Source organism: Coprococcus comes ATCC 27758 (genome assembly GCF_025149785.1).
Classification (GTDB): domain Bacteria; phylum Bacillota; class Clostridia; order Lachnospirales; family Lachnospiraceae; genus Allocoprococcus; species Allocoprococcus comes.
Genome location: NZ_CP102277.1, coordinates 2,853,436 through 2,865,594 on the forward strand (window position 1 = coordinate 2,853,436; position 12,159 = coordinate 2,865,594).

A 12,159-nucleotide genomic window follows, 5' to 3' on the forward strand; every position below is an offset into this window, starting at 1 on the left:
CTTTCGGTCCCTTTGATACCAGATTGCTACGTGCTTTGCACTCTCGCAATCCTCATCATCATTGTATGCATACCGCAGAAAAGTACAAAAAATCAAAAGAGCGTATCACTGCAGGAAATCCTGCGCGATACGCTCTTGTCATTCACAGTGTGATAACCAAAATTACTTAAGGTTAACTTCTGCTCCTTCAGCTTCAAGTTTTGTTTTGATTTCTTCAGCTTCAGCTTTAGAAACGCCTTCTTTAACTACCTTCGGTGCTCCGTCAACTAATTCTTTAGCTTCTTTAAGTCCAAGTCCTGTGATTTCACGAACAACTTTGATAACTTTAACTTTAGATGCTCCAGCAGAAACAAGTTCTACGTCGAACTCATCTTTTTCTTCTGCTGCTGCTCCACCTTCTGCAGCTGCTGCTACTACAACACCTGCTGCTGCGGATACACCAAATTCTTCTTCACATGCTTTAACTAAGTCATTTAATTCAAGTACAGATAATTCTTTGATAGCTTCAATAAATTCTGCTGTTGTTAATTTTGCCATTTTATTTTCCTCCATTTGATTTTAATGATTGGCTCTTTCGCCTCTTACTGTTCCCACACTCGGATGGGATTCCGGTACAGCTTACTCTGCTGCCGGTGCTTCTGCTTCAGCTTCTGCCGGAGCATCGCCCTGTTCTGCGATCTGATTAAGAACACGAGCAAGGTTTGTAATAGGTGACTGTAAGCTTCCAAGTAATTTGGACAGCAGTACTTCTCTTGACGGAATCTTAGAAAGTTCCTGAATACCAGCTGCGTCATATACTGAGCCTTCAACTACACCTGCTTTTACTTCAAGAGCTTCTGCTTTCTTAGCGAAATTGCAGATGATTCTTGCCGGTGCTGTTGCATCTTCTTTAGAAATTGCAATAGCGTTCGGTCCTTCCAGATATTCGTCAAGCTGTGCGAAATCTGTTCCTTCAAAAGCTCTCTTCATCATTGTGTTCTTGCAAACTTTGTAGATAACACCTGCTTCTCTCAGCTGTTTACGAAGTTCAGTGTCCTGAGCTACTGTAAGTCCACAGTAGTTAACGATAACTGCTGACTGAGCATCTGTGAGATCTTCAACGATTGCCTGTACGATAGGTTGTTTTAATTCAACTTTTGCCACGAATGGTGCACCTCCTTGTAGTATTTTCAACTGCCAGAAAGTCTCGGTCCCAGCGGGGACTTTCATATCACGCAATCATGCGCTAAAAAACCTCCGCGCCAAAGCACAGAGGTTTACAAATTCAAATCTAATGAATCTTGTCTTCCTCGGTAGGCGTTTTGACCCTTATGCCTTACGGCACCTACTGTCTTCGGCAGTTACTTCGTAAATATAGCATATGTTTACCGGAAAGTCAAGTGTAATTTTTCTTTTTTAATTTTTATTTTTTCAATTTTATCCAGTTTCTTCTATTATAAATCCAGGCCATCCAGAACTTCCTTCAGTTCTTTTGCAGAAGAAAGCAATTTTTCTTTTTCTTCATCGCTCAGTGGAATCTCAAGAACTTTTTCTGCACCTTTCTGCGAAACTATGGTCGGAACACTGATACAGAGTCCTTCCAGTCCGTATTCTCCCTCCATCAGACTCGTGACAGGAAGAACCGCATTTTCATTCATAACAATGCTTTCGGCAATTCTCGCAACCGCCATTGCAACACCATAATAGGTTGCACCCTTTTTCTGGATAATATCGTAAGCACTGTCCCGCACAGTTTTATAAATTCTTTCCATAGATTCCTGATGCTGATAATGTCCGCGAAGTTCACAGAAATCATTGATTGGTATTCCCGCCACATTTGCCCCGCTCCATACGGCAAGCTCACTGTCTCCATGCTCTCCGATGATATTGGCATGTACGCTCCGGCTCGCAACCTGAAGATGTTCGCTTAACAGATAACGGAATCTCGCAGTATCCAGAACGGTTCCGCTTCCGAATACTCTTTCCTTCGGATATCCGGAAATCTTAAGTGCCGCATAAGTCAGAATATCCACTGGATTTGCTACAACAAGCAGGATTCCTTCAAATCCGCGTTTTGTGATTTCCGGAATAATCGATTTGAAAATTGCTACATTTTTGTGTACCAGATCCAGTCTTGTCTCTCCCGGTTTTTGATTTGCTCCAGCTGTAATGATGATTAGTGAACAATCACTGATATCATCATAAGATCCCGCATATATTTTCATCGGGTGCGCATATGGTCTACCGTGGCTTATGTCCATTGCCTCCCCTTCTGCCTTTTCTTTATTCGCATCGATCAGTACCAGTTCGGAAAAGATCCCTTTCTGAAGTAAGCTGAACGCAGAGGACGCTCCTACAAACCCACATCCGATAATTGCTGCCTTTTGAATATTAACCATGACAAAGTGCCTCCTTTTAATTGCTTGATATTTTTTTCACAGGCATAGGTTATCATTATTTTCCCCGATTTTCAATGTTTTCATGCATTGTTCGTCAAAAAATGCACAATGTATACAGAATACTGTTTGTTAGATTTCATGTTGCACAAAAAGACACCGTAACGGATCACTCCGCATACGGTGTCTCTATTATTTACATTTATTCAATACTGATTAAGCAAGCTTCATTGGGTTGATTTTTACACCAGGTCCCATTGTAGAAGTAAGTGTCACACTCTTAAGATACTGACCCTTTACTGCTGCCGGTTTAGCTTTGTTAATCGCATCGATAAGCGTCTGGAAGTTGTCAGCAAGCTGTTCTTCAGTGAAAGAAGCTTTTCCTACCGGTACATGGATGATATTTGTCTTGTCCAATCTGTACTCAATCTTACCAGCTTTGATTTCGTTGATAGCTTTTGTAACGTCCATTGTTACTGTACCAGCCTTCGGGTTTGGCATTAAACCTTTTGGTCCAAGTACACGTCCGAGACGTCCAACAACACCCATCATATCCGGTGTAGCTACAACTACATCGAATTCGAACCAGTTTTCATTCTGGATCTTCGGAATGAGTTCATCTCCACCTACGTAATCTGCTCCGGCAGCTTTAGCTTCTTCAGCTTTAGCGTCCTTAGCAAATACAAGGATACGAACCTTTTTACCAGTTCCGTGTGGAAGAACTACAGCGCCACGGATCTGCTGATCTGCATGACGTCCGTCACATCCTGTTCTGATATGAGCTTCGATTGTTTCATCAAATTTAGCTGTCGCGCTCTTCTTAACAAGTGCGATCGCTTCATCTCTATCATAGAGAGTTGCTCTGTCGATTAACTTTGCAGCTTCTACGTATTTCTTTCCTCTTTTCATTCTAAATACCTCCTAGTGGTGATTACGGGAATTCCCTCCCACGTATTTTTTCAGTTTCCTTACATTCTGCTTATGCAGTCTGAATTAGTCCTCTACTACAGTTACACCCATGCTGCGGCATGTTCCTTCGATCATGCTCATAGCTGTTTCTACGGATGCAGCGTTCAGGTCTGGCATCTTAAGTTCTGCGATTTCCTTTACCTGAGCTTTTGTAATCTTAGCAACTTTTGTCTTGTTCGGAACACCTGAACCAGATTTAAGGTTGCAGGCTTTCTTAATAAGAACTGCTGCCGGAGGAGTCTTTGTAACGAAGCTGAAACTTCTGTCACTGTAAACTGTAATTACTACAGGAATGATCAGATCTCCCTGATCAGCTGTCTTTGCGTTGAACTGTTTTGTAAATTCAACGATATTTACACCGTGCTGTCCAAGAGCAGGACCAACCGGTGGAGCCGGAGTAGCCTTTCCAGCTGGAATCTGTAATTTGATATAACCTGAAACTTTTTTTGCCATTTTAAAGTACCTCCTTGTGGTATTTGCGGGGATTTCCCTCCCACGTGTTCATTATGCACTACGCATAAAGTTACATTTTTTTGACTTCTGCGAAACTGATTTCTACCGGCGTTTCGCGGCCGAATAAATCAACATTGATCGTCAGGCTCTGCTTAGCCATATTGATAGTCTGAATCATGCCGACTGTTCCTTCCCAGGCTCCGCCTGTTACTGTCACAGTATCTCCTTCTTCAAAATCTACCACGATGTCTTCTTTCTGGATACCAAGTGGTGCCATCTCTTCATCTGTAAGCGGAACCGGTTTGGATCCAGGACCTACAAATCCTGTAACACCTCTTGTGTTTCGTACCACATACCAGGTATCATCGTTCATGATCATGTGGATCAGAACATATCCCGGAAACATCTTTTTCTGAGACGCTTTCTGTACGCCGTTCTTCAATTCGACAACTTCCTGCATCGGAACACGGACCTCAAGGATCTCATCTTCCAGATGACGGTTCTCGATCGTTTTGTCAATGTTGGCTTTTACCTTGTTTTCATACCCTGAATAGGTATGCACAACATACCATTTTGCTTCTGCCATAAACTCACCTTTCCTGCATTACCATTTATCAGTATCTTATCTAACTAATAAATCTACCCCGAATTTTACCAGGATATCACAGATCGTGATAATCGCTCCTAAGATAACGGAAACAACTACGACCGCAGCTGTCTGTTTGGTAAGTGTGGTTTTGTCTGGCCAGATAATCTTATTAAACTCAGCTTTCAGACCTTTGAAGAAAGGAGTTTTCTTCTCTTTTGTCTTCGCTTTGTCTTTAGATTCGCCCATAACATTCACTTCCCTTCAACGACTATTTCGTCTCTTTGTGTAATGTGTGTGATTTGCAGAATCTACAGTATTTCTTTGTTTCCATGCGTTCCGGATGAGACTTCTTATCCTTTGTCATGTTGTAGTTACGATGCTTGCATTCTGTACATTCCAGTGTAATTCTTGTACGCACAACTTCCACCTCGCTTTTTATGTTCTAATTTTTAGTTGCATGACAGCTTGCGAGGCTGTCGTGAAAGCTTCACGCCTGAAACTTTCTTTGTTAAAAATAGGCATAAAAAAAAGACCTATACTTCCATTCGCTAGGTTAGTGTACCATACCGAAAGTATAAAGTCAAGAAATTAAATAATTTTTTACGAAAGCCTTCGGACTGTCCAGGTGCATCCGGAATCTGCTCTCATCCAGGCATATTCCCGGCACACAGGCTAAAATTTCAGCCGCAGAATGAAATCCGCGGCTGAAACTTTTTATTTATCTGTCACTTTTTCCAATGTGATATTCTACCTTCATACCACGCATGATAGTTCTTGATGCAATATCTACAAAGTTAAATCCAAATGCAATTGCAACGCAGGTCGCAAAAAGTGTGATCGTCTGTTCCAGGAGCATATGCATATTCCCGCTTACGCATGCGTACATTACATAGTACAGATTCGGTCCAGGAATCAGAGGGAATACAGACGCTGTCAGGAAAATTGTTGATGGTGCTTTATTTATCCGCGACATAATAAATGCATAGAATGCAACGAATGTCGCCGCAATTGTAGTTGCAAGGAAGTTACTTGGACGCGCCTCATAAACAAGTGCATAAATCAGCCATGTAAAAAATGCTCCGATTCCACAGTAAACCACCTGCATGCCCCGGATCTTAAACCACAGTGCAAATCCCACGCAGGCTGCGGTACAGGAAATCAGCTGTACGATCAGATTCGGGGTAAGGATAAATCCTTCCGCCTCTACACCGCCAAAAAGAATCATCGGTATCGCCGTACCAAATGCGATTCCGGAAGCACCAAGCATGGAATTCATGATATTGATTGATCCGGAGATAAAGTCTTTCTGAAGCAGATCACGGATTCCGTTCGTCGTACTCAGTCCACTGATCAGGAGCATGACAATTCCGATCATGATCCGCTCCTCATGATCCGCAAATCCAAATTTAACAGATAACAGAATGATCATCTCTGCAATAAACGATAAGATCAGGTTATATGCCAGCAGGTTCTTCTCACGTTCAGCCAGCCAGTTCCCTGCTGCAACGATCACAATTGATACGATCACCGCAATGATCGCATCCCTTATATCACATCCAAAGAATACCGCGAATCCGGTACCACCTAAAATACCGGCCGCATAATGGGTGTACCACTTCTGTTCCGGTCTTCCCATCACCTCTTCAAACTGTCTTCTCATTTCTTTTGCATCCGGCTTTTCTTTACAGACTTTACGGCACAGATTATTCAGATAATCCAGCTTGTCAAAGTCACATTCCCCTATTTCTACCAGTCGGATCTGTGTAATAATCTGCCCTTCCGGTGTCTCTGCCGTAATCTGGATATTGCTTGGTATAACAAAAATATCATACTTTACAAATCCATAACTTCTGCAAATACGGTACAGACTATCCTGCAGACGGAAGTTCTCCGCTCCACATCTAATCATAGCTTCCCCAATGTCCAGGATCCCCTGTACAATTCTCTCGTAATCGTATTTCACATTCATTTTCCTTTTCCCAAAACCTCTCTCTTTTGTTCTTCTTACAAAGCCAGTTGTTCCGCCCTCCCGAACACTTCAGCCATACGAAGTAATGATATCATGATGTATCAAAAAGTCAACTAAATTCGGAGAATTTCTTCTAATATGTTATTTTTCTCCAGCCTTTTTCAGTCCTTCTTCTTCCCGGAATGCTCCTGGTGTCATCCCATACATTTTCTTAAATATTCTTACAAAATAACTTGTATTATCTATTCCCACATCTGCGGCAACCCGAATAACCGTATCATTCGTCTTACACAATAATTCTTTTGCCCTCTCCAGCCTGTAATCGATCAAATATTTCACCGGAGTCGTCCCTATTCCACGCTTAAAGCATCGAAGGGCTTCACTTTTACTAATGTTCGCTTCCGCTGCCAGCCTTTCCAAAGAAATTCGTTCTTTATAATGGTTTTCTATAAACTGCATCATCTCTCTGAGCCGCGACTGTAAAAGGAGATTCTTATTCCGGGACTCTCTCTGTACAATATCCGGAACTTCTTCAAACAATTCATCCCATAATCTGCTGATCTTGTTCTGTATAATCAGTTCTTTTCTAAGCATTTCCTTTCCGGCATCTTTGTATATCTCATCCAGCAGACTTAATATACCACTATTTTTTTCTTTTTCCAAAATCACATATTCTTTACCATATGTAATTACAGGACTAACATATTTTTGATAAATTGCACTTTCCCGCGCAGCAAGCAGCTCTGGAGCGTGCAGGATATTTGGCATAAGCGCACCACCCGGTGTTTCAAAGCGGTGGATCACTCTGCTGTTTATAAAAATCCCCTCCCCCGCTTCAAGGATAATCTTTTCATTTCCAATCCTGCAGATTACTTTTCCAGATTCAACCCATGCCCATTCAATCTCATTATGCCAGTGCCATTCAACATAACCCTGACCAATTTCATCGATATCATCCAGATAATATTCAAAAGGAAACTCCGGCGTTCCGTGTTCACGTATTTCCCTCAGTGTTTCATCTGTTATTATCTCTGTTATTTGCATTTTCATTATACCTTTTGTGTTTTGAAGATATTGTACTATATTTTTGCGATATTCGTCAAGACATCCACCCCTCCAATATGATATAGTGCTATTTTGAAAGGAGCTTTTAAGAAATGAAAAAAAACACAAATTGTATGCAGACCATCTACGCTTGTTTTATTGGTTACATCGTTCAGGCTATCGTAAATAATTTTGTTCCTCTTCTTTTTGTCACTTTCCAAAATAATTACCATATTTCACTAGAACGAATTACCTTTTTGATCACACTCAACTTTATCATTCAGCTGTTTGTCGATCTTCTATCCGCATTCTTCATCGACAGGATCGGATACCGCATTTCAATTTTAATTGCGCATATCCTTTCTGCGGCAGGACTGATATTACTCACCGTTCTTCCGGAAGTTTTTTCCTCCCCTTATACCGGACTTGTAATCGCAGTTATCATTTATGCGATCGGCGGTGGACTTCTCGAAGTACTGGTAAGCCCGATCATTGAAGCCTGCCCTACTGATAACAAAGAAAAAGCAATGAGTCTCCTGCATTCCTTTTACTGTTGGGGGCATGTGGGCGTTGTTCTGTTATCAACCGCATTTTTCTGGTTTTTCGGAATATCGCACTGGAAAATCCTCGCACTTATGTGGGCTGTCATCCCAATATTTAACACTTTCCTCTTCAGAAGTGCACCAATCTACTCCCTTCACGAAGAAGGTGAACAGGGACTTTCTCTCAGAGAATTGTGCACATCTAAAATCTTCTGGATGTTAATGCTTATGATGACCTGTGCCGGTGCCAGCGAACAGGCAGTCAGCCAATGGGCATCCACTTTTGCCGAGACAAGCCTGCACATTTCCAAAACACTCGGCGATCTTGCCGGTCCTCTTACCTTTGCAGCCTGTATGGGGGCTTCCCGGCTGCTTTACGGAAAATACGGAGACAGGATCCGGCTGGATCTGTTCATGAGAGGAAGCTGCATTCTTTGCATCCTTTCCTATTTATGTATTTCCATCCTTCCATTTCCTGCGCTGAACCTTTTTGGATGTGCGCTTTGCGGATTCTCCGTTGGAATTATGTGGCCGGGACTTTTCAGCACCGCATCCGTCTCTATTCCACGTGGCGGCACAACAATGTTTGCCCTCCTTGCACTTGCCGGAGATCTGGGATGTTCCGGTGGTCCGACGCTTGCAGGTCTGGTATCTTCCTACGCCGGCGGTAGTCTGAAAACCGGGATTTTCGCAGCTATTATTTTTCCGGCCGTCCTGCTCCTTGGTCTGATAAAATCAAAAAAATCTGAATAAAAAGATGAGCACCTTTTACAGCACTCATCTTCCCCACTACTTCAACAATTTTTCTTCCCATTCTTTTTCTTTAAACCCGGTCAGTACAAATCTGTCCCCAACTACAAACGGTCTTTTCACCAACATACCATCTGTCGCCAGCAGCTTTATCTGCTCATCTTCCGTCATCGTCGGAAGCTTGTCTTTCAGCTGCATCTGCTTATAAAGCATCCCACTTGTATTAAAAAACTTTTTCAGCGGGACCCCACTCATCGCATGCCATTCCTTCAGCTCTTCATAGGTTGGATTTTCCTCCACGATTGCCCGTTCCTCAAATGCAATCCCATGCGCCTCCAGCCATTTCAGCGCCTTCTGACAGGTGCTGCATTTTCTGTATACCAATACTTTCATCTATCTGATCCACTCCTTTTTTATTCTCCAAAGTCCTGCTTGTACATCCCTTACAAGCTCTGTATTTCCATGTACCAATTCTTCATGATACCGTGTCAGACGTTGCCAGCTTTTCAGGATCTGCTGCTTCTGTAACGGATAAAAATTACTCAACACCGCATCCATCTCTCTGATCCCATACATCTCCAGCTGCTCCTGGAACTGCTTCTCATCTTTTTCATCTTCCCCAATATATTTGAGACAGAGAATCTTATTCCAGTCATACATATCAAAAAGCAGAACTTCATCCAATGGTACTTCCAGTGTCAGGAAGTTGCCGCCCATCGACTGATCCACATTATAGGCTTCACGGAATGCCCAGTACGGATACTCCGCACCATCCGGTTTCTTCACATATTTCTCCATCTCACGCACAAACCAGGAATAGGCTGTTGTGAAAATCTTTGCACTTTCCTGATATTTTTTCCGCACATACGCCTCTTTGGAATAGCACACGCCATTCCGCTCAATTGCTTCGATTACCGGGTCTGCCTGTGATGCATATAAGGTTATTGTATTACATTTTTCACCCATTCTCTTCGCACCTCCCAGATGTTTCCATAACATCCATCACTTCCGATCTGGATGTCATCATCAAAAAGCCTCTTCCAGCTCTCCCGGATTTCCCGTTTGATCTCCGGATAGAACTGCGACATATACGCCTGCGTGTCGCTGACTCCATAGGCTTCCAGAAGCTCTTTGTGCCGCTTTTCATCCGCCTTGTCTGCCGGAATATAGGAATAGTTGAGGATCATTCCCCATTTTGTGAAATTCACTCTGGTAATCAGAGATTCTTCGATCTCCAGTTCCAAGATCACTCTTCCTTTTTCCGGAAGCATCGTTGCATCCTGCCTGAAGGATACCCATACCGGAAATTCCACATCCGCCGGTTTGTTCCCGTAGTCCGGTCCGTTCTTGACCAACCATTCATAAGTATCCAGAACCAGCTCCGAATGTTCTTTGAGATCCTTTATGATATACTCTCGCTTTACCGTATATCGTCCGGTCTCCTGAAGAACTTTCCAGACATTTTCATGCTGCTTTGACCACACTGTAATCTTTGCCATTCCATCACCTCACTAATGGTAAAATATAAGTACTCCAAAGATAACTAACCGGCATCACCATACTTACATTTACTATAACACCGATCGGCATCTTTTGTCCTCTTTTCCCTTTATTCTCTCATTACTTCGTATCAAATCTGGTCACTGCCATGTGGATCAGATATGGAATAAGGATTACCGGAATCGCCAGATACGCCAGCACACTATACGCCTTCTGGATCAGTGTCAGAAGCCCGAACTGTGCGATTCCAAAATCTACAACACAGCAGATAAATGCTGCCACAATTTCCTTTGTACCGATTTTTCTTTTCTCATCCGTTCCTATCTCTTTTTTCATCTTATCAAGACCACTACAGATTCTCTTGACCATTGCAGCCACCATATTAACTGCCGTAGATACCGCTCCTAGAATGATCAAAACAGAAATCAGCGGCATCATAAATCCTTTTCCAACACCGCACTGCACCTGCGATGATATTCGGAATATACACGATCAGAAGACCTGCGATAATGCAGACAAACAGGACAGAAGCCACCCTACGCACCAGGTCTGTTCCAAATACTGCCACAACGAAGATAAATATGCCGATAATCAACGTACACAGCAGATACGGAAGTCCGGTCAGGGTACTTAAGGTCGCTCCGCCTGTCGCAAATGCAACTGCAGGAGCCACGCACATCACACAAATTAACTGTAGATCTGCGCACCCGAGGCAAATCCACCTCCGAAATGTGTTGTAAACCAGACAAACGCTACCCCAAGAATCATAGAGGAAGTTGCGGATTTCTTATTCTTCATGGCTCTGATCCTTTCTGACTCTTTCTTTCAGTTTCTGCATTGCATCTTCCAGCATTTCCCGGGTTACCTTATATGGGTAATGTGCTACATCCGATATTTTCGGAATATGTCCCATACTTTCTTTCCATTCATCCTCTGTAATCTCAATTTCTTTCAAGGACACCGGAAGACCTATCTCGCGATTCAGCTTATATATTTTCTCAAATTCTTCTTCCTGTCCATCTACAAGAAGTGCCAGAAGCACACCAAATCCAACTACTTCCCCGTGCAGATGCCGCTGCTCGATCACCGGATACTTCGTCAGAGCATAAAAAATTGCATGTGCAAGTCCACTGTTATAATCCGGTGTGAAATCTTTTGTAAGGAAAATGGATGCAATTCCGGTTGTCACAACGATCGCCAGAACCACCTGCTCTACATCGTATGTACACAGTCCCTTTTTATGGTCTGCAAATGCCTTCGGTCCATATTCCAGAAGCGGATTCCTGCACATCAGACTGACTGCTACACCAAGTGAGGTAAAATGTTCCAGTCTTTCATCCCTTGATGAGATTGTTGCTTCATAGTATTTTGCATAGGTATCACCAATTCCTGCCCACATATACTGACTCGGTGCTTTTGCTATGATTTCTGTATCGATAAATGCATGCATGACCGGACGCACGAAGAAATTCGGTTTCAGAAATGTACCATCCTCGTTATACATGATCGACACCGATGTACATGCCGAACAGTTGGATGCAATTGTCGGGAAGCTGAACACCGGCTTATCATCTGTGATACACAGACATTTTACCGTATCCAGTGCTTTGCCCCCTCCTACTCCAAATACCATATCTGCTTTCTGATAAACCGACATCCGGCGAAGCTTTTCTACCGTCTGATAGGTACAGTCTTTCCCATAAAGTTCTTTTCCAATAATCTCCAGATTCGTCTGGTCGACCGCCACTTTGATCTTATCAAAAGCCGCATCAAGTGCCCTTTTTCCACCAATCACAAGTACCGTTTTTCCATAAGATTCACAGACCGGTCCGATTTTATCGTAAATTGCATCTCCGATGGAATAATTCGGGAGATGCACCTCGTAATTTTCTAATTTCATAGTCTTTCTCTTTTCCTGGTTCTATGTCTTTTTCCTAAAAAACAATCATTCAGCCGGAAATCCTGACA

The 12,159-nt window shown here is 42.8% G+C and carries 17 protein-coding genes and 1 other annotated feature; of the genes, 1 reads left to right on the top strand and 16 read right to left on the bottom strand.

The features are described from left to right. Nucleotides 1–162: 162 nt before the first annotated feature. The 10 genes from rplL to NQ556_RS14105 all read right to left on the bottom strand — a co-directional run bounded on the left by rplL (nucleotide 163) and on the right by NQ556_RS14105 (nucleotide 7,405). A complete protein-coding gene (rplL, locus tag NQ556_RS14060) occupies nucleotides 163–537 on the bottom strand; it encodes a 50S ribosomal protein L7/L12 (RefSeq protein ID WP_022220337.1) in 375 nt (124 codons plus the stop codon). 81 nt (nucleotides 538–618) lie between these two features. Further along, on the bottom strand, nucleotides 619–1,143 hold the full coding sequence (rplJ, locus tag NQ556_RS14065) for a 50S ribosomal protein L10 (protein ID WP_022220338.1): 525 nt from the start codon (nucleotides 1,141–1,143) through the stop codon (nucleotides 619–621). A 75-nt stretch (nucleotides 1,144–1,218) separates the two neighbouring features. After that, nucleotides 1,219–1,355, bottom strand: a sequence feature (ribosomal protein L10 leader region). 78 nt (nucleotides 1,356–1,433) lie between these two features. Then, nucleotides 1,434–2,378, bottom strand: a complete 945-nt coding sequence (locus NQ556_RS14070; protein WP_008373488.1) for an L-lactate dehydrogenase — start codon at nucleotides 2,376–2,378, stop codon at nucleotides 1,434–1,436. A 213-nt stretch (nucleotides 2,379–2,591) separates the two neighbouring features. Continuing rightward, nucleotides 2,592–3,284 (bottom strand): 50S ribosomal protein L1, encoded by a 693-nt coding sequence (gene rplA / locus NQ556_RS14075; RefSeq protein ID WP_008373486.1) that lies wholly within the window; start codon nucleotides 3,282–3,284, stop codon nucleotides 2,592–2,594. Nucleotides 3,285–3,368: 84 nt separating this feature from the next. Next, nucleotides 3,369–3,797: a 50S ribosomal protein L11 gene (gene rplK / locus NQ556_RS14080; protein ID WP_008373484.1), complete on the bottom strand. Its 429-nt coding sequence runs from the start codon at nucleotides 3,795–3,797 to the stop codon at nucleotides 3,369–3,371. 70 nt (nucleotides 3,798–3,867) lie between these two features. Next, a complete protein-coding gene (nusG, locus tag NQ556_RS14085; protein ID WP_008373482.1) occupies nucleotides 3,868–4,383 on the bottom strand; it encodes a transcription termination/antitermination protein NusG in 516 nt (171 codons plus the stop codon). A gap of 36 nt (nucleotides 4,384–4,419) precedes the next feature. After that, nucleotides 4,420–4,632, bottom strand: coding sequence for a preprotein translocase subunit SecE (gene secE, locus NQ556_RS14090; protein ID WP_008373480.1), 213 nt, complete (start codon nucleotides 4,630–4,632; stop codon nucleotides 4,420–4,422). A gap of 22 nt (nucleotides 4,633–4,654) precedes the next feature. Further along, nucleotides 4,655–4,804: a 50S ribosomal protein L33 gene (rpmG, locus tag NQ556_RS14095; protein ID WP_081445272.1), complete on the bottom strand. Its 150-nt coding sequence runs from the start codon at nucleotides 4,802–4,804 to the stop codon at nucleotides 4,655–4,657. 300 nt (nucleotides 4,805–5,104) lie between these two features. Beyond that, entirely contained in the window at nucleotides 5,105–6,355 is a 1,251-nt protein-coding gene (locus NQ556_RS14100; RefSeq protein ID WP_022220339.1) for a threonine/serine exporter family protein, read from the bottom strand. A 141-nt stretch (nucleotides 6,356–6,496) separates the two neighbouring features. Continuing rightward, complete coding sequence (locus NQ556_RS14105; RefSeq protein WP_117834605.1) at nucleotides 6,497–7,405, bottom strand: AraC family transcriptional regulator; 909 nt, start codon at nucleotides 7,403–7,405, stop codon at nucleotides 6,497–6,499. A gap of 107 nt (nucleotides 7,406–7,512) precedes the next feature. Here NQ556_RS14105 and NQ556_RS14110 point away from each other — a divergent pair, with 107 nt between their 5' ends. Further along, a complete protein-coding gene (locus NQ556_RS14110; protein ID WP_022220341.1) occupies nucleotides 7,513–8,694 on the top strand; it encodes an MFS transporter in 1,182 nt (393 codons plus the stop codon). 36 nt (nucleotides 8,695–8,730) lie between these two features. Here NQ556_RS14110 and NQ556_RS14115 read toward each other — a convergent pair whose 3' ends face one another. From NQ556_RS14115 to NQ556_RS14135, 6 genes are all read right to left on the bottom strand, one after another. Further along, nucleotides 8,731–9,084: an arsenate reductase family protein gene (locus tag NQ556_RS14115; protein ID WP_022220342.1), complete on the bottom strand. Its 354-nt coding sequence runs from the start codon at nucleotides 9,082–9,084 to the stop codon at nucleotides 8,731–8,733. Further along, a complete protein-coding gene (locus NQ556_RS14120; protein WP_022220343.1) occupies nucleotides 9,085–9,657 on the bottom strand; it encodes a DUF3841 domain-containing protein in 573 nt (190 codons plus the stop codon). After that, nucleotides 9,633–10,190, bottom strand: coding sequence for a DUF3841 domain-containing protein (locus NQ556_RS14125; protein WP_008373458.1), 558 nt, complete (start codon nucleotides 10,188–10,190; stop codon nucleotides 9,633–9,635). Before NQ556_RS14125 ends, NQ556_RS14120 begins: the two co-directional genes overlap by 25 nt. Nucleotides 10,191–10,311: 121 nt before the next feature. Then, nucleotides 10,312–10,629 carry a hypothetical protein gene (locus NQ556_RS16475; protein WP_008373456.1) on the bottom strand — a complete coding sequence of 106 codons (318 nt, stop codon included), beginning with the start codon at nucleotides 10,627–10,629 and terminating at the stop codon, nucleotides 10,312–10,314. Then, nucleotides 10,574–10,864, bottom strand: coding sequence for a hypothetical protein (locus NQ556_RS16480; protein WP_008373454.1), 291 nt, complete (start codon nucleotides 10,862–10,864; stop codon nucleotides 10,574–10,576). The genes NQ556_RS16475 and NQ556_RS16480 overlap by 56 nt, the downstream gene beginning before the upstream one ends. A gap of 114 nt (nucleotides 10,865–10,978) precedes the next feature. Next, nucleotides 10,979–12,091, bottom strand: a complete 1,113-nt coding sequence (locus tag NQ556_RS14135) for an iron-containing alcohol dehydrogenase family protein (protein WP_008373452.1) — start codon at nucleotides 12,089–12,091, stop codon at nucleotides 10,979–10,981. Nucleotides 12,092–12,159: the final 68 nt, after the last annotated feature.

Coding starts and splice junctions, on each gene's coding strand:
- rplL (WP_022220337.1), bottom strand. CDS start 537: ATGGCAAAATTAACAACAGCAGAATTTATTGAAGCTATCAAAGAATTA.
- NQ556_RS14110 (WP_022220341.1), top strand. CDS start 7,513: ATGAAAAAAAACACAAATTGTATGCAGACCATCTACGCTTGTTTTATT.
- NQ556_RS14115 (WP_022220342.1), bottom strand. CDS start 9,084: ATGAAAGTATTGGTATACAGAAAATGCAGCACCTGTCAGAAGGCGCTG.
- secE (WP_008373480.1), bottom strand. CDS start 4,632: ATGGGCGAATCTAAAGACAAAGCGAAGACAAAAGAGAAGAAAACTCCT.
- NQ556_RS14135 (WP_008373452.1), bottom strand. CDS start 12,091: ATGAAATTAGAAAATTACGAGGTGCATCTCCCGAATTATTCCATCGGA.
- rplA (WP_008373486.1), bottom strand. CDS start 3,284: ATGAAAAGAGGAAAGAAATACGTAGAAGCTGCAAAGTTAATCGACAGA.
- NQ556_RS14100 (WP_022220339.1), bottom strand. CDS start 6,355: ATGAATGTGAAATACGATTACGAGAGAATTGTACAGGGGATCCTGGAC.
- NQ556_RS14105 (WP_117834605.1), bottom strand. CDS start 7,405: ATGAAAATGCAAATAACAGAGATAATAACAGATGAAACACTGAGGGAA.
- rplK (WP_008373484.1), bottom strand. CDS start 3,797: ATGGCAAAAAAAGTTTCAGGTTATATCAAATTACAGATTCCAGCTGGA.
- NQ556_RS14120 (WP_022220343.1), bottom strand. CDS start 9,657: ATGGGTGAAAAATGTAATACAATAACCTTATATGCATCACAGGCAGAC.
- NQ556_RS16475 (WP_008373456.1), bottom strand. CDS start 10,629: ATGATGCCGCTGATTTCTGTTTTGATCATTCTAGGAGCGGTATCTACG.
- NQ556_RS14070 (WP_008373488.1), bottom strand. CDS start 2,378: ATGGTTAATATTCAAAAGGCAGCAATTATCGGATGTGGGTTTGTAGGA.
- nusG (WP_008373482.1), bottom strand. CDS start 4,383: ATGGCAGAAGCAAAATGGTATGTTGTGCATACCTATTCAGGGTATGAA.
- NQ556_RS14125 (WP_008373458.1), bottom strand. CDS start 10,190: ATGGCAAAGATTACAGTGTGGTCAAAGCAGCATGAAAATGTCTGGAAA.